Genomic DNA, 18,781 nt, shown 5'->3' on the forward strand with positions numbered 1-18,781 from the left:
TCACAAGGCCTCCCACGCACATGATCCGCATCGACAATATCAGCAAGTCCAACAGCCACCGTATTCTCTTTATCGAAACTTCCGCCGCATTGAACCGTGGTGAGAAGATTGGCCTTGTCGGACCGAATGGCGCTGGCAAGACAACGCTTTTCCGTATGGTTACCGGCGAAGAGTTGCCCGATGAAGGTCAGGTCACAGTCGAGAAAGGCGTAACGATCGGCTATTTCAACCAGAATGTTGGCGAGATGGGTGGGCGCTCGGCTGTTGCGGAAGTGATGGATGGGGCAGGCCCGGTCAGTGTTGTGGCCGCAGAGTTGCGTGAACTGGAAGCCGCGATGTGCGATCCTGATCGTCTCGACGAGATGGATGCAATTATTGAGCGCTATGGCGAGGTTCAGGCCCGCTACGAAGAGCTGGACGGCTACGGGCTGGATGGTCGTGCGCGTGAAGTTCTTGCTGGTCTCAGTTTCAGTCAGGAAATGATGGACGGCGACGTCGGTAAATTGTCCGGCGGCTGGAAGATGCGCGTGGCTCTTGCCCGCATTCTTTTGATGCGTCCCGACGTTATGCTTCTCGATGAACCGAGCAACCATCTCGATCTCGAAAGCCTTATCTGGCTTGAAGCATTTCTCAAGAATTATGACGGTGCTTTGCTCATGACCTCGCACGACCGCGAATTCATGAACCGCATTGTCTCCAAGATTATCGAAATTGATGGTGGCTCGCTCAATTCCTATAATGGTGATTATGGATTCTATGAAGGTCAGCGTGCACTTAATGAAAAGCAGCAGCAGGCTCAATTTGAACGCCAACAGGCTATGCTGGCCAAGGAAATCAAGTTCATTGAACGGTTCAAGGCACGTGCGTCCCACGCATCGCAGGTGCAGAGCCGTGTAAAGAAACTTGAGAAAATCGACCGGGTCGAGCCGCCCCGTCGCCGCCAGACCGTCGCTTTTGATTTCGCCCCTGCACCGCGCTCAGGAGAAGACGTGGTCAGTCTCAAAGGCGTCAACAAGGCCTACGGAAGCCGCACGATCTATGATGGTCTGGACTTCATGGTTCGCCGTCGTGAACGTTGGTGCATCATGGGCGTGAATGGTGCAGGAAAATCGACGCTGCTTAAGCTGGTTACAGGAACGACCGAGCCAGACCAAGGCATTGTAAACCTTGGTGCCAGTGTGAAGCTTGGTTATTTCGCGCAGCACGCGATGGACATTCTGGATGGCGACAGCACCATTCTCGAATGGCTGGAGCAGCGTTTTCCAAAAGCAGGGCAGGCACCGCTTCGTGCATTGGCCGGTTGTTTTGGTTTCTCGGGCGATGACATTGAAAAGAAATGCCGTGTGCTTTCCGGCGGCGAGAAAGCCCGGCTGGTGATGGCAGCGATGTTGTTTGATCCGCCGAATTTCCTCGTACTTGATGAGCCGACGAACCATCTGGATCTCGATACCAAGGAAATGCTGATCAAAGCACTTTCGTCCTATGAAGGAACGATGCTTTTCGTATCGCATGATCGGCGTTTTCTTGCGGCACTGTCCAATCGTGTATTGGAACTTACGCCAGATGGTATTCAACAATATGGCGGCGGCTACACCGAGTATGTTGAGAGCACCGGCCAGGAAGCACCGGGTCTGCATGCCGGATAAGGAAAAGGCGGGAATTTCCCGCCTTTTTTGTCCCATGTTTAGCGGTAAACAATGCCGCCATCGGTAAGGATCGCCTGTCCGGTAATGTAGTCTGAATCCGGGCTCGAGAGGAACGATACCAGCGAGGCAACATCTTCCGGCGTCTGAGCACGGCCAAGCGCGATGCCTTCGACATATTTCTTGTAGGTTTCGCCTATTGGCGCGCCGGTCAACTCCGAGAAACGTTCATCGATTTCGACCCACATGTCTGTCCCAACGATGCCAGGGCAATAAGCATTCACAGTGATGCCAGCGCTTGCATATTCCTTTGCAGCGGCCTGTGTGAGCGCGCGAACGGCAAACTTGGTAGCCGAATAAACACCCAGCATTGCAAATCCATCATGGCCCGCAATCGATGAAGCATTAATGATCTTGCCCTTATGTCCGCGCGTTTTGAATTTGGCTGCCGCTGCCTGAATGCCCCATAAAACGCCTTCGATATTGATTTTCAGGATACGGTCAACTTCTTCCGGCTTAACATCGGAAATCGGCTGAACCTGTGCAATGCCGGCATTGTTGACGATGACATCAAATCCACCCAGTTCCTTCTCGGCATGCTCGATCGCAGCATAAACATCATCGCGTTTGCTGACATCGGCGGAGAAGGTGGATGCCTTGCGCCCAAGCGCTTCAACTTCCTTTTTAACGGCTTCAAGCTTGTCTGCCTTCAGGTCGACCAGTGCAATATCAAAGCCATCCTTGGCGAGACGGAGAGCGATGCCGCGTCCAATACCCTGTGCTGCACCTGTTACCAATGCAACTCTGGCTGTATTTGACATGATGTATCCTTTTCTGCTGTTAAGCGAGGGGGAGGAGGTATTTAGGCAGTCATAAACGGCTGCTGATCGAGAAGCTGCCGCCGTCCAATGATGTTAATAAGACAATTAGAGATAACCAACGCTGGCCTCATTGATCGTGATCAAGTGTTCTATGCGTTGCGATCAAGCTGTCGATTTTGCTTCTTAATGCTCACGTCGATCTATATACTAGATAAAGAATATCAACTTTAGGCCTGACATGACCGTCTTCCCAGAATCTCCTGTGCCAAACATTTCCGGCAAGCTGCACCGTCGCCGCTTTTTGTTTCTTTCCGTAGCAACGCTCTTTGGACCATCGTTGCCTGTTGGTCTTCATGCTGAAGAAAAGGATACATTGCGGATAGCTCTTGCCACGAGCATCTCTAATCAGGCTGCTGAAATAGCCGCAGCTGAAGCAAAGGAGCAGGGATTGAATGTGGAGCTGGTGGAGTTTAGCGATTGGAACACACCCAATACTGCCGTCGCGGATAAGACAGTCGATGCCAATCTCTTCCAGCATATTCCCTATTTGAATTACACAAATTCGAATACGGGCAATGGGCTTGTCGCAGTTGCACCCGCGTTCAGCACACCTTTCGGACTCTATTCCAAAAAATACTCTAAGCTTGAGGATCTCCCCGATAATGCTCAGATCGCTTTCTCTGGCGATGTAATTAACACGGGCCGTTCTCTGCTTCTTTTGCAGCAGGCAGGTTTTCTGGAACTGAAACCTGGTACAGATCAGCGCGCCAGCCTTGAGGATGTTTTGACCTGGAAGAAGCCTCTTAAGATCGTGCAGCTTGATGGCCCGCAGATAGCGCGATCGTTGGATGATGTGGATGCGGCTGCAACTTATCCGACATTCGCGAAACTTGCAGGATTGGAAGCATCGTCAGGGTTGATCTTCGAAAATGAGCCGATCTATGCGTTTCAGTTCGTGACACGTCCTGAACTGCGTGATGATCCTCGCCTGAAGCAATTTATCGCCATTTATCAAAACTCACCTGCAGTGAAAGCCAAGCTCCATGAGCTTTATGGCGATATGGTTTCCTTCCCGCGCTAGGCGCGGGTAGGGCCGATAATCCCGCAATGAAGGCATACAAACAGAACACGCGGATTTTCATGGCTATTTTGCCAAATAGACCATTGAAGCAATGGCGTGGTTCAGCTAGAAACGGCTGGATTGAGGCTTAAGCCTCCCGGCGATGCACCCGTAGCTCAGCTGGATAGAGTGCTGCCCTCCGAAGGCAGAGGTCACAGGTTCGAATCCTGTCGGGTGCGCCACTAAAATCATCTAACGTATTGAATTTAAATCAGAAAAGCGACATCGGAGGTCGCTCTGCATAAATCTGTTCATAACTGGTCGGTGGCTATAAAATCGATAAATTGCCACCTTCGGCCCTATCTCAATTCGGTAAGCGCCCAAACGATTCTGCTCATTCCATCCCGGCGGGTGTCAGTGACGCGGAACCGGCGCAAGTCATCGAACTGGATCTCGTCGCCCTGTTTGGCATGAACGGCGTCCGGATATCTGTGAATGTCGACCGAGAACTCGCTGCGGTGGCCTTTGACGAGGCTTTGCAGTGAGTTGCCGGTGCCGTCACGTTTGCCGATTTCTACGCCAGCTGCTTCGAAGTTCTGCTCGAGAATGCCTCTGCCGGTCCAGCTCTGGCGCTCGGGATCTCCAGCTGACCTACCGTTCGGGCTGGAGCGCATAGGCGTGAAGGCGAACCGGATTGCGAACGTGCGGTCAATGGTGCGGCTCAGCTGCCGTTCCATGCGGTCGAAAATAGCCATGTCGGAGTCCTTTCTTGAAGATTGCCCCCACGCCGATAACGTGGGGGCTGGTGCCTGTCCGTTCCCCCGTTCTGGTAGGGGCAGGCTGGGGTGATTGTTTGCGAAGTCACGATCACCGGCGCGACATGAGGGAGAGTCCTAAGGTTGCGACACCTTTTCCTCCCTCAATTCGGTTGATTATGCGGCTGGCGCTTCTGGGATGACATGATCCAGACGCGTCCACGAACGCCATTCCAGCCAGCCAAGGCCATGGTCGAGGCGGATCTTGTATTTCACGCCGTCGATCTCGAATCCGACCTCTGCTTCCGTGTAAGGGCTCTCGTTCCCGTTCAGGTATACGCGAACTGGACCTTCCATCTCCTTCGGGTCGGCCACAAGCCACGATGTCGTCTCGCTGGTGAGGCGCGCGTCGGAGATAATCGTCAAGCGACCGGCGACCGGATTAACGTCCGCCACGGCAGAAGCCTGTACGCTGGCAAGAGCCTGAATGGCGCGGCCTTCATACTTTGGATGCACAATCCAGTATTTGGGGTATGCACCGATGATGAAATCCCCACGCCCCTTGCGCTGTGCCATTTCCGCCCGCTTGGTCATTAGGTCCATAGCGGTGGCGGCAGGCGAGGAAATGTCCAGCTCCACGATGTTGCCACGGTCGGCGTGAAATACCGTTTTTCCGTCGCGCATCTTTGGCCCGGCCATACCGGACTGCTGAATAAAATCAGACAGCTGCTTGTTGACATAACCGGCAAGTGCCCGGCCTTGCATTTGTGACATGCTATCCAGCACGCCAGCGGCGTTAATGACCAACTGACGAGAAAGGCCAACGATTCCGCCCCAGGTTGAAACCTGAATGGTCTCGCCGCCTTCATCTACGAAAGATGACCGATACTCGCCGTGCTCGTTTACCTTGCCGAACTGGAGAGTCGTCCAGTCGACAAATGCCTCCGTGTGAACGTTGAAGTCGGTCACGTCTCGCTTACCGAATACCAAGCCGAGCTGCGAGACACTCTCCTTATAGAAATCGACAATGCGCAGATTAGCAACGTCTCCGGTGATCAGCGCGAAATCGCTGGTTGTGACGTATGCTCGCAAAACACTCTGGTCCGACCAGCCGCGAACGTCCTTACCGCTGCGCTCAAGGCAACGGCGGGCGAAAGCGGCTTCACCGTCGGCGAATACGCCACGCGCTGCCGGGGATAGTTCGGTGCCACGCATACGGCCAAGCAGGGCTTCCACGGCGCTTGCACGGAAGAACGCGGGGTCGTCATAGGTGCCGCCGCCCATGCCCTGCGTTGCGACAACTGGGAAAGTCGGCGTTGCGCTCTGGCGCTCGACCATGCGCTCGAAGTACAGCGTGCGCAACTCTTCGATGTCCGTGCCACCGTCCAAGGCTCGTTCGATCTCGCCCTCGGTGATGACTCCGCGCGTCATCGCGCCAAGGTCACGGATGTCCTTTTGACGCTTGCGTTCAGTGATGAGGTTGCTCTTCTTGAACGAACGCTGTTCGTTTTCGGCGGATTCGATAGGTTCAGGCATTGCAGGGTCCTTTCGGCTTGTTGCTGCGGGATCGGCTGGAACAGCGACTGCGGATAATTCCAGCGGCTCCCAGTCGATTGCGCGAAGGGTCGGCAACTGGCCTCGTTCCCCTTCGGTCTTTTCGGATTTGTGGACGCGGTATCCGACCGAGATAGACAGCGGGTGGCCGTCCTGTAGGTCTTGGAGGATGCGCTCGGCGCTCTCGTGGCGGGATAGCCTGAGCGTGGCGAAAGCCTTGCCACCTTCGATGCGAACGGAACCGGGCACGACTGTGCCAAGGCGGGCGTCCATCGTCGGTTCGTGGCCGTCCAGCAGGGACATGGCGTTGAAGCGGTCCATACGGATGGCTTTCGCCGTGACGGCCAGCTCTTCCATGTAGTAGCCGTCGTCCCACGAGTACCGCTTCACAGCTGCGCCAGTCGTCCAGCACACCTCGACGGTGCGGGCTTCGACGTTCAACGTTGACGAACCGGCGGCAATGCTTGCGGCTCTGGTGAGGAGTTTGTCGCTCATGCTGCGGCCCTCTGTGACTTGCGCCGACGGATGCGTTCCAGATTGGCACGGGCATCCTCAATGGCGCGGTGCAGCGGCAGAACCATAGCCATGCCGACCGAGTCCATGAGGCCTTCGAGGTGACCGGCTGTGAGGGCTGCTACGCGATAAGACTGTTTTTCCGTCTCAACGAACAAGATCCAGCACTTGCGGCCATGCCCTTCGAACACATAACGAACCTCTTGCTCGACTTCCTTCATCAATTCCGCGCCGACCGCCATGGTGAAACCAAGCTGCGCCAGCTCGCCAACGGTTAAGGCTTTCACGATGTCGAGGTCGTTAAGCGGCAACGCCGAACGATTCAAAGCACGCATAAGGCGGCTGGCGGATGGCTCGCTGATGTTCAGCGCCTCGGCAATATCGACTTGTCTCAACTGTTCCACCTATAATCTCCGATTATTGATTAAGCACGACACATCAATTTATTTCATGTAAATCATGTAACTGAAATGAATGAGTCCAAGCAATCTCATCAATGGAGTTTATAAATGACATCGCGTGTTGCTCAACTCCGCCTCCAGCTCCTCGACCAAGCCAGCGGCCCAGCGAAAAAGACTGGGGCCGCGCTCGGTCAGCTGGAGCGCGACATTTCCAAGCTCGGTCGCAATGGCGTGGCTGGTGCGAAGAATCTCGGCAACCAGCTCGACCACCTTCGACAGAAGGCCGCGGCGGCTGGTCGGTTTACCGAACTGCGCAACGGCATGCGCACCACGTTCGATCAATTTCGAACTGCACGATCCCGCGTCAAAGAACTGGAAGCTGCCCTAGCATCGGCAACCGGCCCGACTGGCAAGCTCAAGGCGGAACTGAGATCCGCGCAAAGCACTGTAAAGTCGCTCGGCGCGTCATTCAGGCAACAGGCGGCCGCGGCTCGCGCCACAGAACGAAGTCTTCGATCTTTCGGGTTGAACAGCCGGTCGGCGATTGCGTCGTCTCAAACGGCGATACGCGGCGAGATGGCGAAAACCGTTGCGCAAATGCGTCGTATGCGAGCGGAAGCTGCGAAGCCTGTGCGGCCTGGTCGTGGTGCTGGCGGTGGTTTCTGGTCGGGTGCTGCAAGTGCTGCGGCTGGTGGGTATGCCGCCGGTTCCATGCTGACGCGCCCTGTCGCAAAAGCATTGAGCTATGACGAGACGTTGACTTTTCTCGCTGGCACAATGGCGGGCGATGGCTCTGTAGAGGATAAGCAAGCTGCCAAGGTGCGCGCTTCCGATTCCGTCAATCGGTCACTGCAAGAGTCTGGCGGCACCCGTGATTCAGCGGCGGCGGCATTGAATACCCTCGTCGGGTCCGGTCTGTTCGAAGGGGATTCGGCTTTACAAGCGCTGACACCGATACTGAAAACCGCGTTCGCGTCCGGTGCCAATCCGGAAGATGTTGCGCGAATGGGCGTTGCCTTCAAAAACTCCGGCATTAATTCATCGGAAGACATGCAGCTCGCATTTGATAGCGCTCTTCGAGCGGGCCAACTCGGCGGTTTCGAACTACGTGACATGGCGCGATGGCTGCCCGGCCAGTTGGCACTTGCACGCGGGTCGGGCCTCACTGGCCTTGATGCCGTCAAGTATCTCGCCGCTGCCAACCAGACTCAAATCAAAACGGCTGGCAGCCCTGACGAAGCCGGTAATAATTTAGTCAATACGCTACAGAAATTGAACAGTCGCGAGCTACAAAAGCAAATGGCTGATCAAGTAAAAGCGAGGGACGGCGACCCTAAGAATGAAGATGGCGAGTTTGACTGGCAATCTTACATGGTTAAGCGTCGGCAGTCTGGCGTCTCAGGACCGGAAGCTCTTTCCGAAATACTTAATCGGCAGCTGGAGGATAACAAGCAGTATCAGGAGCTACTCGGAAAGGCTCGTGACTCCAAAAGCAATAACGAGCGTCTGAAGAATATCGAAGGTGCTTTAAACATCGCAGAAGGCAGCACGTTCGGAGAAATATTTGCAGACCGGCAAGCGTTGTTCGGTGCTATTGCACTACAGGTTTACAAAGACCAGCAAAAGCAGATTGAAAACCAGCTTGCCAGTTCTGGCGGTGCCGTCGCAACCGAGTCCGAGTTTGTCAGGTCGCAAGCGTGGTCGAAAGTGCAGGACGTTCGTAATGCTGGCGACCGCGCGAATGAACAAACTTACGACGCGCTTTCCGGTCCGCTCGGGGATCTGGCAAAATCAGCTTCGGACGCCGCCGCCGCGTATCCAAAGCTAACCGCCGGTGCATACGCCGCCGCAACTGCGCTGGGGGCCTTGGCCGCTGGCGCTGGCCTCTACGGGCTGGGGAAGACGGTTCTCGGCGGTCGGCGTGGTGGCGGTGATCGCCCCGGCCCGTGGAAGTCTGGCCCGTCTGCCCCTTCTGGAGGCTCTGGAGGCGGTCGAGGCGGTGTCGGTGCTGGTCGGCTCGGTTTAGGTGCTCTCGGCGCTGTGGGAGCCGTTTTGTCGATTCCGACTGACGAGACCGAGTTCAAACAGTTTGTGCAAGCGAACGCGGAACGCTCCGAACGCTGGAACCGCTACCTTGAGGAAAAAGTCGGAACGCCTCGCTCTTGGCTGGGGATAGGGACCGGTGGTTCATCCGCACGCACATCCGTCGCAACCGGGGAGTCCGATCTCTCGGTCGCAACCATGCGATGGCCGATCCAAGCTCAAGAGGCGATGCGTGGTTATGTGCAAGCGGTCGCGCAAGGCGGCGCTGATGGCGAAGCCAAGGCCAATCAGGCGGCGGCACAGATTACACAAGCCCTCACGATCGACGGCAAGCTGTCGATCGATACAAGCCAGTTAGACTCGGCCATTGCGAAGGCTCGGTTGTTAGGCTCGACAATCGCCACCGCTCGCAGTGGAACCGCTCCAACCGTTTCACCGTCCGGCGGGTCCCTTGATCCGAAGCTCGACGGTAAGCGAGCGTCTGGCGGCCCTGTGAAAGCAGGCGGCGTCTACCAGATCAATGAACGTGGGCAGGAGCTTTTCGCGCCGGGATCTGACGGCACGATCATCCCAAACCACAAGATCGGTGGCGGTGTCGGGGTCACGGTCCACGCTCCTGTGAACGTCACAGTGCACGGCGGCGGCGATGCGGCGTCTATCAAGGCTGCGATCCAGCAAGGAGTCGAGCAGGCCATGGCCCAGCTGGACGCGAAACTCTCGAGGTCTCTCCAGACTACATGGTCCAATCTAGCATACGGAGATCGATGATATGCTTATGGCATGGGGACCGTTCCGGTTCACAGTACCGAACTATTCGGTAGAAGAAGTCCGCCGGTCCCTGTCGCCGCGCATGGAGAAAAGGGGGCACGAGGCCCCCTTTATATTCGGGTGCTGTTCACTCCACGGCCTGCGGCTTCGGCAGCTGGTCCGCAACCTTCGCCAAGTCCTCGACCAACTTCATGCGGACGGTGTCGATAATGTCTTCAACGCGGCGGCGCTGGCGGACGAACTCGGCCTGTGACAGGCCAGCCTGGTCGATAATCATTGCTGGAATCATGTTCAACGTCGAGACGAATGTTCCTACCAATTCGTCGACAATGCCCAGCGACTCGTCCAACGCGATCAACGAGCCCTCGCGCTTCGCTAAGTCGACTTTCGCCATTTTCGCCCGTGTGCGGTTCAGCTCTTGCAGCTCGGGATCTCGGCGGGATTCCAGCGCAGTGACGTAGCGAGAGACGCTCGGATGAAGCAAGTATCGGCCATGTTCGACCGCGCGCTCGATCACCCCTTCAGCGGCCAACTGCCGGATTCGACGGTCGGTCAGATTCAAAATGGTCGCCAGCTCTTCGCCGGACAGTGTCACTTCTAATGTTTTCAATGTCTTAACTCCTGTTATTCGGAAACGGAAATGGGTTTGAGATTGCGGAATTTACTCAAAGACTGCGCTGCGCAGCACCCGTGGGCGGGAGGGGGTTGGGGTAAAAGAACCTAGAGCCACACCCCCATGCCAGCGCTGGCTCAGCCGGTCGGCCACTGCGCCCACGTCTCTTGCCCGGCAAGCAAGATCGTCTCGGTCGATAGATCGACGACGTTGTGTTCATCCCCGGCTTGGAGCAACGCGACGTTGACGGCGACGTGATGAACCGGCGTCATGCATAGCAGGCATCCAAACTGCCAGACGCCGAACTGTGTGTCGGGATTGCCTTCTGGTAGTCCGTCGCGGTGCACTCCGTCAGAAGCCCATTGCAGCCGAACGTCAGTCATAGGGATAACGGCTATCGTTGCGCCTTCCTTCGGCTTTGGTCTGATCTTGGGCGTCCTCATTGTACCGGCCCTCCCGCCTTCGGCGCATCCCCGTCAAGGCTTCTTTCCTCTTTGATAAGGTCTACGATTGCCTTTGCATGGCGGACTGCGCTCTCTCGATCACTGTGCAAGCTCATCACGTCGATCTGCTCGCCAATCCTGCGAACAACGGCGAATGACCGGCGAGGTCTCTCCAGCTCGATTGTCAGAAGGTCGCCCGATGCAAACCGGATGCCTTCGAACACGGTTTCGGCTTCGATCACAGCGACGGCGTCTTGTGCGAAGACTTCAATGTTGAGGTTATCGGTCATGGTCGACCTCCTACGGCAAATGCCAGCAATGGCGCGGGGTGGGCGCGGTTGAGGCCGGAGAGTTCGGCAAGCCGCCGCAAAACCAGCGCTCGAAAGTGATCTTCGACGCGGACGCCCTGCCAGCGCTCCCCGCCTGCGGCTATGACGCTTTCGCCAAGCCGACCAGCTTCGACCCGAATTTCGCGGTGTTGGAATGCCTGTCTCTGGCCGTGGAGCTTGGCTGCTAGGATACGGGCGTGATTTTCCAGATGATCAGGGAATTGAACGACTTCAACCATTTGATGCCTCCATGTAGGAGTCAAGTCCGTCACGATCAGTGCCTTGTATATACGTATCCACCTGCACAACGTCAGACGAAAGAGACCTATGATTAAAAGAAGAATCCGGTGAAACCGGTCCGGGTTCAGTATGGTGGTTATACAGGGTTGTGACGACCCTGTTGTTATAGGGTTGTGACGACCCTGTGAGCTTGTTTTCTGGCCACTGTTCCGGGGGGACCAATGCATAAGCCTTTCCGCGATATGACCGACCGGAACCGCCCTCATTCGTGGCGGCCAGCGCAACGTCCTTGAGGTCTTGCGGAAGGTTGGCAGCCTTAATAATTCGTAGGTATCCCCCATCTGCTAGGACAGCCAGACTTCGACGAATGCTGCGTTCGTCCTTCGGGTAGTAACCAGCCTTGCGGGCGATACCCGCCTGGCTCGGCCAAGAATATCCATGCTGCCCGGTGAAACCGAACAGCGCGACTGCTACGCGAAGGGTTCTTACGCCAAGGTCGTGGCGCTGATTGATTGCCTCCAGCCACTGGAAGCGGTCAGCGTTCACCTTTGGGCGGCTCGCCTTGATAATCTCCAGCATTTGTTCGGACGTGATACCGAAATGCTCTGCGAACCGGTCGCGGTCATACGCGTCAAACATTCGCTGATCAAAGCTTGGCGCGGTGCGCACTGCCCGGAATGCGGCCATAGCCTTTTCGAAAGAGGCACTCATAACGCGGCCCTCGCAATTACATCGGCAATGTTACCGGCGTTGCCCAGAAGCACCGCCCACGATGCGAAATGAACGGTGAGCTTGAGAATCTTCAAAGATGCTGGCATTGTGAGGCTCCTGTCTGTGACGGATGGGATTTTCCTGCCCCGCGCGAGGTTCCTGCCAGCGCGGGGTTTTTGTTTGCAGCGTCTGCCTCGATTAGCCGGTTGAGCAAGGACTCGAGTTCGGTGTCAAACATGGGTCCAGCTATATCGAGGTCGGCGCGCCCGGGCTCCGACAGAAGGAACCAGCCCCCTTTGCGGCTGTGATGCACTCCGGCACCCATGCGGGCGGCTTTGCGGCGAATGCGTTGCTCAAGCGCGATCTGTTTGCGAATGCCGCGCTCGTTGAACATCAGGCGGGTGGTTTTGCTGGTGTGCGCGTATTTCATTGTCGTGTTTCCTCCAGCTCGCAGAGTTTCACGAGCGCAATGTCGATCCTCTGGCACAACGCCACGATGCTGGCGGCGGCGTTTTGTGATGCGCGTGAGATTCCGGGATCAGCTGCGATGCAGGCGCTAAGGGATGAAATTGCTTCGACGAGGTCATTGACGTCGACGAGATGGCCGACAACTTCGGCGGTGTGGTGTTCGATGGTGGAAGGGGTGTTCATGCTGCAGCCCTCCGGGGACGCGAGGCAATGCGAGCCTCGAGCCAAGCAACAACCTCCGACCGGACGAATGCAATTCTCTTTTCGCCAAGATTAACTGGTTCGGGAAACCTTCCGTCAGCACGCATTTTATTGATTGCTGTTCGAGACAGGGAAGTAAGGCTGCAACAGTCGTTAAGGCTTATCAGGGTGGGGTTTGTATTTTCGATTTTCATTTGGACACCTCATCTTTGTTGGACAAGGTGAAATTAACATCTTTCACGAAAACTGAAAGATGGAGTCAAATATTTCCTTTTCTATTCAATACGTTGCGTATTTTTTTTCACCTGAAAAAGTTTCGTTTTCGATATGTTTTTGGTCTTAGTCTTTGATTTTGCTTGAAAGCAAATAACCTGTGGATAACTCTGTTTTCGGGGATTAATACGGATTGTATTAATCCGTATTTAATGATTGCGACCGCTTGGGAAGTACGATCACGACACCCTTTGGATCCGTCAAATAGCTCGCCCATGCGCCCATGAGGTGCCGCCGCTTCTCGACTGCCGCATTGCGGCGGTACGCCTTCTCGACTGCGCTGCCGATCTCGTGAGCGAGGGCTTCTTCGGCCAGCTCACGGGGAAATGAGGTTTCATTGCCTGCCCAGTCACGGAACGCGGAACGAAAACCGTGCACGGTGTAGTTACCGCCACCGGCTGATTTCAACGCCTTCGATAACGTCATGTCACTCAATGGCGTCTTGCTGCGAGCACCGGGGAACACGAGGTCACAGACGGCGCGGGCCTTCATTTCCGTTAGGATTGAAACGGCTCGATCTGAAAGAGGGACAACATGTGCCTTGCCTGCCTTCATTCGTGAGCCTGGAATCGTCCATAGCTTGCCGGGAATGTCGATCTCGTCCCATGTTGCTCCACGGGTCTCGCCACTGCGAGCAGCCGTTAGGATCGTAAATTCCAACGCTTTTGCGCCGACTCCATTCACCTCAGCAAGCTTGACGAGGAAGGCGGAAACGTCGCCATAGGCCATCGCGGCATGATGGCCGCGCACAAGCTTTGCAGGCGGTGGCAGTAATGCCTCGAGATTACCTTTCCATTCGGCTGGATTCTTGCCTGTGCGTAGGCCTCTGGCCTTCGCGTGGTCCAATACCAGCTTGAGGGCCTCACGGCACTTGGCGGCGCTCTCTGGCTTTGTGTGCCATAACGGCTTCAAGACTCGCAAAATGTCGTCCGTTGAAACCTGCCCAATAGGAACCTTTCGGATGGAATCCGCATAGGTAATCGTGAACCGCTGCCAGCGTTGAAGTGACTTTTCGGATTTCCATTTTGGCTTCATCGCCTCGACAAACTCATCCGCGATCTGCCCAAACGTCATAGGCTTGACTGCGGCTTTGCGCTCGGCAAGCTCGGTCTTGGGGTCGCAGCCGCGTCCAACGATTGCACGGCATTCCTCGGCTTTGTCTCGAGCCGCTGCAAGCGACACATGCGCCGCGCCGCGACCATACGGCCCCAAACCGATCTCCCGGCGGGTGCCGAACCGTCGCCAGATAAAAACCCACGACCGGGTGCCGGAAGGCTGGACGCGCAGATAGAGGCCGTCTCCGTCTGAATAAACGCCGGGCTTGGTAAGTGCCTTGACCTTTGAATCACTGAGTTTGTGACGTGCCATTGTTCATACTCGCTTTCATAACCGGGCTGGTTTCCACTATGGATAACCGTGTCGCCTATGATGCTAACAAGGTGAATGAAATCAACGGCAGTTTACCAATAAAGTCAGCAAAAACATAGTCTTAACGCATGTCGGGTGCGCCATAAAATCAATAAAATCAAATGGATACGATGGCGTTAGACTCAGTCGGCTAATATTCTTTTCGTCGGGTAAGCGCTAGGTAAGCGCGCGGAGTGATGTCGAACGTTAATAGCGCCAGAACAATCGAATCATCGCAAACGAAAAACCCCAAGAGCGCGGTTGAACTCTTGGGGCTTCTCAAGGCAATCCGAGAGGAACGAAACCGGATTGCAATTCATGGCCGTCACGGTCGAGGACGATGAAACCCCCGCGACGGCCTCGCTTGACGACTAGGGGACTAAGCCGCTGACGTCATACGATCTCACGCACAATAGCGATAATTAGTTTCCATCACGCACCTGACCGGCAAGGAATGCATGTGCTTTCGCCTTCACTGCGTGTCCTTCATCCGTGGTCGCTGGCATTTCCGCAATTTGGCTTGCCAATGCCCGCACAGGCTGCGCCACCGCATCAATCGCGGCTGTTTCCGTACCGATGCTTACACGATCAGGAATTGCATCAATCATGGCTTGATAGGTCGCATAAGCTTCATCGAACCTCCGGCCAAGCTCAATCAGATCGCGGTCATCGCTCATGCTTTATCCCTTTCAATCTCAGTTTGAATCGCCCGCTCGCGCTCTGTTTCGAATAAGAAATGCGAACACCACTGCCAGCCAAGAGGCGATCAAGATCACCCAATCCAGCCCATAGATAGCGGTATATCGTAGTTACAGCCGGTCCACCCTCCGGGTCATCTGCATACATCGCATCGAATATACGTTCAGCTGTTATTCCGCTTCCACGACCCGACCAGACCGCGCAGAGGATGGCCGCAGCGTGGCCGGTGATGCCATGCGAGGCAAGCAATTCATCTAGCCCCAGCACACCGACAGGTGATTTGCACATCGGGCAACTAGCCATCAATAACCCCGTCGCCGCGCCTCGGCCACGGCCTTCCTGATAAGACGGATATCATTCCCAGCCCCATGTGCGTTGAGGGACCTGACCACTCCCGGCGAAACGATTTCAAGATCAGCGATGAACTGGCGCGCCGCTGACAGGTCGGCGTCTGAAATCCCGGACTGCTGAACAGCCGTCATTCCTTCATTGAAACTGGCTTCACGTTGCTCATGCGTCGGCGGAACCATGCCAGCGCTATGACGGACAATCTCAAAAGCTTCTTTTAGATCGCCCGCATCAGTGCCAGCGGCACGCATATCCTCTCTTCCATAGAATGATTGTTCCATGGTCAGCACGACAAACCGGCTGGCGAGCGCACCCGACGCATCTGCAAGGCGCGGCAGTTCGTTGGTAAGGATGACGAAACGAGCCGAAAGCCTTCCTGTCCATGCCGGTTTGAATTTACGGTCAACGGTTATGCTGTCCTCGCCGGATATGGACAGAAGCCGCTCGGCAATGCTCGCTTGATCGGCCCGGCCACTCAGGCGGGCATCCCCAATCATCGCCACAGACTTGCCGATCAGAGGCGCAAGACCGAAGTTCGTGGCAAGGCTGGCAAGGGTAGGAGCCGCAACGCTGTCCTGCCCCATGATGCCAGTAAGAACGCGGGCAATTGTCCCTTTACCGGAACGCTTCGGGCCGACGATAAGAAAGACCTTTTGTTGCGACGTATCGGGCGACAGAAGATAGCCGAACATGTCCTGTAGTGCTTCAATCGATTGGGTATCGCCGGGCCAGACTTGATCAAGAAAGCGGAGCCATTCTTTCGGCTTAGGTGCGTTCGGATCAAATTTCACGTCCGCCGCATTGAGACAGAAGTAAGCGGGCGAGGGCTGATATAATTTCCCCGATGGCAAATGCAGCAGCCCGTTTTTCACCGGCAGCAACTCATGAGCTGGCGGCATGTCACTGTCAGAAAGCCACGTGGGCGGCTCGATATGAGCCGGGAGATTGCTCACAGCTTTGAGAGCCGCCAAGACATTTTCCACACTGGAACGGTTCGGCTGAAATGGGATTTCTTCGAGTTCCTTTCCCAAGCGTTTCGCGCCGTCGAGATACTCCCAAATGCGCGCCAGAATGCTGTCGTTATCGGCTTCACGATAGCAAGCGCCGGTCCACTCATAAAAAACGCCACGGTGATGATGCAAAGCCTTTGCGTCATCCGCCGTGTACCTAGCGGACATCAGCGCTCTTGCGGACGGCAACGGGTCGCGCGGGTCGAGGATAGGCCGCTCGCCGCTCGGCACCGGGCGCGCAGAACCGGCAGGCGAGAGAGGCACGGCCTGATCCGCGTAATCAGCCAGCGGCGGTGCATGGTCGAGATATTCAGGCGTCGCGCCGTATTCGTCGGGATCAGGCAACGGCTTGTCGGTCGGCGGATACCAAGGCCGGACGGTTGAGCGCATAAATGCGTCAAGGTTTTCTCTCGTCCAGAAATCAGCAACCGCGTCGGCACAATCCCACCCCTTCGGAGGCTTGATACCACACTGCCAGTTTTCAAAAGTATAGACTGCTACGGTCATGCTCGGCCCTCCAACCCAAAGGACCGCATAGCATCGGCAATCGCTTCCCGCGTCGGGTTCGGATGAGCAAACGGCATGCGGAATGCTGCTTTCGTGGTCGCGCCAGCCCATCCGCCGTCAGCACGTCGCCAATGCTTGAAACCAGCCCGTTCGGCAATTCGCTTTTCACTTTCGTGTCGAACCGCGACCCCGACATGCTTAGCGCTCTGAACAACATGGCGAGCGATGGCTAGCCCGAAGCCCATCTTGCGACATGCTGGATCGGTCCATGCAAACCGCAAGCGGCGCGCATAGCCGGGCAGATCAAGGCTGCAAACGGCAATGGCGACAGGATTGTCTTCATCCTTGATCGCAAAGATCGGACATGGCGTTGTGGCGATGACTGCGGCAACCTCCATCGCATGCCGTGATGTTAGATTGCTTTGAATTTCATTGACACAAATGTGAGCAAATAGAACGCGCTCCAATCTATTCGTGATACTGCGAACATGATGGTCAGTCATACGCCTGCCTCCATCCTGTCGAGCGTTTCAAGAAGCCATTCAATCCAACGCTGATTATGGGCCTCGCAATTGCCCATCGTGCCTTCACCGCGCCATGGTCGATGTGGATGCGGCTCTTTCTTCACGCCGTCCAACTGCACAAGATCACTATAGACCTTGAGCAACAAACCACGGCTCTCGTCGGAGAGATCATGCTTTCTATAGATCGCGTTTAAGCGCTTCGCTATTGCTTCAAGCTGCTCGTCATCGAGGGGCAAGCGGTAGTCGTGACCTGAAATTGAGCGAGGCCACGTCGGAGTAAATTCGGACATGAAAGCCCTTCCTATTGAAAAGGGCGGCAGACGTTGTTATTGTCGCAACAGTTCAAAATTGTTTAGCCGCCCGGTTGTACATTCAGCCGGGCGTTTTCTTTTCCCGGCATGTTGGAAGGCATCAGGCGGCTGCACTGGTTGAGCAGACTGGATCGCCAAGCATTTCTTTGACCCACCTATCAAGCTCAGCGACATCGTACAGAACGGTTCTCGCACCAACTTTGCGAAATGCAGGACCGCCACCGTGGCAAGCGAGCTTTGCAAGAGTACCGCACGTCCGGCTAACGCCGTGACGCTGTAAGAGATATTCAGATGCTTCGGAACGCTTTAAACGCGGCGGAAGTCGATCAAGATCAATCATAATGCTCACCTTTTTTAATTACTGAACGTTTCTGGTGAGCAATATGAGTGACTGATGGTTACCAAGCGAAATCGCCTAAACGCAAAGCCCGATTTTCATGCGCGTTTTCTTGCTGATGGATGCTCAATAATAGAGCCGCTTCGCTTGTCACCCATCATGCTTGCGACTTCTTTCGCCACCTTATCGGCGGCAGCGCTCAAAACAGCATCAACGCGCGCTACATAACTGGCTGTTACACCGCCAGCAGCATGACCGAGCAGTGCCGCGACAGTCGGCAGGGTCAGGCCGAGATTGTCCGCAGTGGTTGCGAAGCCATGACGCAACCCGTGCAAGGTCAAGTCAGACAGCGCTACATTTTCCGCTTCTTTCAGGTCCGCATGTTCAACAATGCGCTGATAAGCCTTCGGCAAACCACCGAAGGCGGCAGCGTCCTTCCGTTCTGCCGGGAAAACGAAGTCGCCTTTCTCGTTGCGCTTGCGGACCGAACGCAACAGATCGACAGCAGTGTGACCGAGAGGACGAACGCTTTCGCCTGTCTTGCTGTCTTTGAGGTGCAGGCACCGGCCATCAAGGTCGATTTCATTCCAACGCAAGCCGATGATCTCGCCACGCCGCATCCCGGTCAGTGCCGCAAGTCGTACGGAATCTGGAATACTCCTTCTAACAGCCAGTGATAAAATGTTGACTGCCGTTCCGGTGCGGTCTTGGAACGGCGGTCCAAAAGCTTGAATTTTAAAAAACTGTCAGAGACGTTCGCAGCATCTTATATCCAGTTCGTTTGCATGCCATCATGAAATAC

23 protein-coding genes and 1 tRNA gene are annotated in these 18,781 nt (G+C 55.6%); 4 read left to right on the plus strand and 20 right to left on the minus strand.

What is annotated here, in order from left to right; all coding sequences use genetic code 11:
- The first annotated feature begins 20 nt into the window (after positions 1 to 20).
- On the plus strand, positions 21 to 1,646 hold the full coding sequence (locus CEV33_RS19405) for an ABC-F family ATP-binding cassette domain-containing protein (RefSeq protein WP_094542016.1): 1,626 nt from the start codon (positions 21 to 23) through the stop codon (positions 1,644 to 1,646).
- A 38-nt stretch (positions 1,647 to 1,684) separates the two neighbouring features.
- On the opposite strand, the gene CEV33_RS19410 is transcribed toward CEV33_RS19405, so the two are convergent.
- Positions 1,685 to 2,464 (minus strand): acetoin reductase, encoded by a 780-nt coding sequence (locus CEV33_RS19410; protein WP_094542017.1) that lies wholly within the window; start codon positions 2,462 to 2,464, stop codon positions 1,685 to 1,687.
- 238 nt (positions 2,465 to 2,702) lie between these two features.
- Between CEV33_RS19410 and CEV33_RS19415 the strand changes: the two genes are divergently transcribed.
- Together CEV33_RS19415 and CEV33_RS19420 are read left to right on the plus strand one after the other, a co-directional pair.
- A complete protein-coding gene (locus tag CEV33_RS19415; protein ID WP_094542018.1) occupies positions 2,703 to 3,545 on the plus strand; it encodes a MetQ/NlpA family ABC transporter substrate-binding protein in 843 nt (280 codons plus the stop codon).
- A gap of 144 nt (positions 3,546 to 3,689) precedes the next feature.
- Positions 3,690 to 3,766: transfer RNA gene (locus CEV33_RS19420), tRNA-Arg, on the plus strand.
- A gap of 117 nt (positions 3,767 to 3,883) precedes the next feature.
- Here CEV33_RS19420 and CEV33_RS19425 read toward each other — a convergent pair.
- The 3 genes from CEV33_RS19425 to CEV33_RS19435 all read right to left on the minus strand — a co-directional run bounded on the left by CEV33_RS19425 (position 3,884) and on the right by CEV33_RS19435 (position 6,750).
- Positions 3,884 to 4,279 (minus strand): hypothetical protein, encoded by a 396-nt coding sequence (locus CEV33_RS19425; RefSeq protein WP_094542019.1) that lies wholly within the window; start codon positions 4,277 to 4,279, stop codon positions 3,884 to 3,886.
- Positions 4,280 to 4,456: 177 nt separating this feature from the next.
- Positions 4,457 to 6,328: a phage major capsid protein gene (locus CEV33_RS19430; RefSeq protein WP_094542020.1), complete on the minus strand. Its 1,872-nt coding sequence runs from the start codon at positions 6,326 to 6,328 to the stop codon at positions 4,457 to 4,459.
- Positions 6,325 to 6,750 (minus strand): hypothetical protein, encoded by a 426-nt coding sequence (locus CEV33_RS19435; protein WP_012093070.1) that lies wholly within the window; start codon positions 6,748 to 6,750, stop codon positions 6,325 to 6,327. The genes CEV33_RS19430 and CEV33_RS19435 overlap by 4 nt, the downstream gene beginning before the upstream one ends.
- Positions 6,751 to 6,855: 105 nt before the next feature.
- On the opposite strand from CEV33_RS19435, the gene CEV33_RS19440 reads away from it, so the two are divergent.
- On the plus strand, positions 6,856 to 9,558 hold the full coding sequence (locus CEV33_RS19440) for a phage tail tape measure protein (protein WP_094542021.1): 2,703 nt from the start codon (positions 6,856 to 6,858) through the stop codon (positions 9,556 to 9,558).
- A 127-nt stretch (positions 9,559 to 9,685) separates the two neighbouring features.
- On the opposite strand, the gene CEV33_RS19445 is transcribed toward CEV33_RS19440, so the two are convergent.
- The 16 genes from CEV33_RS19445 to CEV33_RS19515 all read right to left on the minus strand — a co-directional run bounded on the left by CEV33_RS19445 (position 9,686) and on the right by CEV33_RS19515 (position 18,713).
- Positions 9,686 to 10,168: a hypothetical protein gene (locus tag CEV33_RS19445; protein WP_141211603.1), complete on the minus strand. Its 483-nt coding sequence runs from the start codon at positions 10,166 to 10,168 to the stop codon at positions 9,686 to 9,688.
- Between the two features lie 140 nt (positions 10,169 to 10,308).
- A complete protein-coding gene (locus CEV33_RS19450) occupies positions 10,309 to 10,614 on the minus strand; it encodes a hypothetical protein (protein WP_094542023.1) in 306 nt (101 codons plus the stop codon).
- On the minus strand, positions 10,611 to 10,904 hold the full coding sequence (locus CEV33_RS19455; RefSeq protein WP_094542024.1) for a hypothetical protein: 294 nt from the start codon (positions 10,902 to 10,904) through the stop codon (positions 10,611 to 10,613). Before CEV33_RS19455 ends, CEV33_RS19450 begins: the two co-directional genes overlap by 4 nt.
- Positions 10,901 to 11,182 (minus strand): hypothetical protein, encoded by a 282-nt coding sequence (locus CEV33_RS19460; protein WP_094542025.1) that lies wholly within the window; start codon positions 11,180 to 11,182, stop codon positions 10,901 to 10,903. Before CEV33_RS19460 ends, CEV33_RS19455 begins: the two co-directional genes overlap by 4 nt.
- The gene (locus tag CEV33_RS19465; RefSeq protein ID WP_094542026.1) at positions 11,175 to 11,894 is read right to left on the minus strand and encodes a helix-turn-helix domain-containing protein; all 720 of its coding nucleotides are present in this window, start codon (positions 11,892 to 11,894) and stop codon (positions 11,175 to 11,177) included. The genes CEV33_RS19460 and CEV33_RS19465 overlap by 8 nt, the downstream gene beginning before the upstream one ends.
- Positions 11,895 to 11,985: 91 nt before the next feature.
- Positions 11,986 to 12,324 (minus strand): hypothetical protein, encoded by a 339-nt coding sequence (locus CEV33_RS19470; RefSeq protein WP_094542027.1) that lies wholly within the window; start codon positions 12,322 to 12,324, stop codon positions 11,986 to 11,988.
- The gene (locus CEV33_RS19475; protein ID WP_094542028.1) at positions 12,321 to 12,545 is read right to left on the minus strand and encodes a hypothetical protein; all 225 of its coding nucleotides are present in this window, start codon (positions 12,543 to 12,545) and stop codon (positions 12,321 to 12,323) included. The genes CEV33_RS19470 and CEV33_RS19475 overlap by 4 nt, the downstream gene beginning before the upstream one ends.
- Complete coding sequence (locus tag CEV33_RS24610) at positions 12,542 to 12,757, minus strand: helix-turn-helix transcriptional regulator (protein WP_094542029.1); 216 nt, start codon at positions 12,755 to 12,757, stop codon at positions 12,542 to 12,544. Before CEV33_RS24610 ends, CEV33_RS19475 begins: the two co-directional genes overlap by 4 nt.
- 217 nt (positions 12,758 to 12,974) lie before the next feature.
- A complete protein-coding gene (locus CEV33_RS19485) occupies positions 12,975 to 14,204 on the minus strand; it encodes a tyrosine-type recombinase/integrase (RefSeq protein WP_094542030.1) in 1,230 nt (409 codons plus the stop codon).
- 461 nt (positions 14,205 to 14,665) lie between these two features.
- Positions 14,666 to 14,920: a hypothetical protein gene (locus CEV33_RS19490; RefSeq protein ID WP_094542031.1), complete on the minus strand. Its 255-nt coding sequence runs from the start codon at positions 14,918 to 14,920 to the stop codon at positions 14,666 to 14,668.
- Positions 14,910 to 15,245: a hypothetical protein gene (locus CEV33_RS19495; protein ID WP_094542032.1), complete on the minus strand. Its 336-nt coding sequence runs from the start codon at positions 15,243 to 15,245 to the stop codon at positions 14,910 to 14,912. The genes CEV33_RS19490 and CEV33_RS19495 overlap by 11 nt, the downstream gene beginning before the upstream one ends.
- A complete protein-coding gene (locus CEV33_RS19500; RefSeq protein ID WP_208620219.1) occupies positions 15,245 to 16,807 on the minus strand; it encodes a DNA primase family protein in 1,563 nt (520 codons plus the stop codon). The genes CEV33_RS19495 and CEV33_RS19500 overlap by 1 nt, the downstream gene beginning before the upstream one ends.
- Positions 16,804 to 17,205 (minus strand): GNAT family N-acetyltransferase, encoded by a 402-nt coding sequence (locus CEV33_RS24050; RefSeq protein ID WP_208620220.1) that lies wholly within the window; start codon positions 17,203 to 17,205, stop codon positions 16,804 to 16,806. The genes CEV33_RS19500 and CEV33_RS24050 overlap by 4 nt, the downstream gene beginning before the upstream one ends.
- 101 nt (positions 17,206 to 17,306) lie before the next feature.
- Positions 17,307 to 17,621 carry a hypothetical protein gene (locus CEV33_RS19505; protein ID WP_094542034.1) on the minus strand — a complete coding sequence of 105 codons (315 nt, stop codon included), beginning with the start codon at positions 17,619 to 17,621 and terminating at the stop codon, positions 17,307 to 17,309.
- Between the two features lie 121 nt (positions 17,622 to 17,742).
- Complete coding sequence (locus CEV33_RS19510; RefSeq protein ID WP_094542035.1) at positions 17,743 to 17,982, minus strand: helix-turn-helix transcriptional regulator; 240 nt, start codon at positions 17,980 to 17,982, stop codon at positions 17,743 to 17,745.
- A gap of 95 nt (positions 17,983 to 18,077) precedes the next feature.
- A complete protein-coding gene (locus CEV33_RS19515) occupies positions 18,078 to 18,713 on the minus strand; it encodes a tyrosine-type recombinase/integrase (protein WP_328588587.1) in 636 nt (211 codons plus the stop codon).
- Between the last annotated feature and the right edge of the window lie 68 nt (positions 18,714 to 18,781).

Source organism: Brucella grignonensis, assembly GCF_002252505.1.
Taxonomy (GTDB): Bacteria; Pseudomonadota; Alphaproteobacteria; order Rhizobiales; family Rhizobiaceae; genus Brucella; species Brucella grignonensis.

Excerpts from the sequence above, each read along its gene's own strand:
- CEV33_RS19460 (WP_094542025.1), bottom strand. The coding sequence starts at position 11,182 with ATGGTTGAAGTCGTTCAATTCCCTGATCATCTGGAAAATCACGCCCGT.
- CEV33_RS19415 (WP_094542018.1), top strand. The coding sequence starts at position 2,703 with ATGACCGTCTTCCCAGAATCTCCTGTGCCAAACATTTCCGGCAAGCTG.
- CEV33_RS19465 (WP_094542026.1), bottom strand. The coding sequence starts at position 11,894 with ATGAGTGCCTCTTTCGAAAAGGCTATGGCCGCATTCCGGGCAGTGCGC.
- CEV33_RS19470 (WP_094542027.1), bottom strand. The coding sequence starts at position 12,324 with ATGAAATACGCGCACACCAGCAAAACCACCCGCCTGATGTTCAACGAG.
- CEV33_RS24050 (WP_208620220.1), bottom strand. The coding sequence starts at position 17,205 with ATGGAGGTTGCCGCAGTCATCGCCACAACGCCATGTCCGATCTTTGCG.
- CEV33_RS19440 (WP_094542021.1), top strand. The coding sequence starts at position 6,856 with ATGACATCGCGTGTTGCTCAACTCCGCCTCCAGCTCCTCGACCAAGCC.
- CEV33_RS19475 (WP_094542028.1), bottom strand. The coding sequence starts at position 12,545 with ATGAACACCCCTTCCACCATCGAACACCACACCGCCGAAGTTGTCGGC.
- CEV33_RS19430 (WP_094542020.1), bottom strand. The coding sequence starts at position 6,328 with ATGAGCGACAAACTCCTCACCAGAGCCGCAAGCATTGCCGCCGGTTCG.
- CEV33_RS19405 (WP_094542016.1), top strand. The coding sequence starts at position 21 with ATGATCCGCATCGACAATATCAGCAAGTCCAACAGCCACCGTATTCTC.
- CEV33_RS19495 (WP_094542032.1), bottom strand. The coding sequence starts at position 15,245 with ATGGCTAGTTGCCCGATGTGCAAATCACCTGTCGGTGTGCTGGGGCTA.
- CEV33_RS19425 (WP_094542019.1), bottom strand. The coding sequence starts at position 4,279 with ATGGCTATTTTCGACCGCATGGAACGGCAGCTGAGCCGCACCATTGAC.
- CEV33_RS19455 (WP_094542024.1), bottom strand. The coding sequence starts at position 10,904 with ATGACCGATAACCTCAACATTGAAGTCTTCGCACAAGACGCCGTCGCT.
- CEV33_RS19485 (WP_094542030.1), bottom strand. The coding sequence starts at position 14,204 with ATGGCACGTCACAAACTCAGTGATTCAAAGGTCAAGGCACTTACCAAG.
- CEV33_RS24610 (WP_094542029.1), bottom strand. The coding sequence starts at position 12,757 with ATGAAAATCGAAAATACAAACCCCACCCTGATAAGCCTTAACGACTGT.
- CEV33_RS19490 (WP_094542031.1), bottom strand. The coding sequence starts at position 14,920 with ATGAGCGATGACCGCGATCTGATTGAGCTTGGCCGGAGGTTCGATGAA.
- CEV33_RS19450 (WP_094542023.1), bottom strand. The coding sequence starts at position 10,614 with ATGAGGACGCCCAAGATCAGACCAAAGCCGAAGGAAGGCGCAACGATA.
- CEV33_RS19505 (WP_094542034.1), bottom strand. The coding sequence starts at position 17,621 with ATGTCCGAATTTACTCCGACGTGGCCTCGCTCAATTTCAGGTCACGAC.
- CEV33_RS19410 (WP_094542017.1), bottom strand. The coding sequence starts at position 2,464 with ATGTCAAATACAGCCAGAGTTGCATTGGTAACAGGTGCAGCACAGGGT.
- CEV33_RS19510 (WP_094542035.1), bottom strand. The coding sequence starts at position 17,982 with ATGATTGATCTTGATCGACTTCCGCCGCGTTTAAAGCGTTCCGAAGCA.
- CEV33_RS19500 (WP_208620219.1), bottom strand. The coding sequence starts at position 16,807 with ATGACCGTAGCAGTCTATACTTTTGAAAACTGGCAGTGTGGTATCAAG.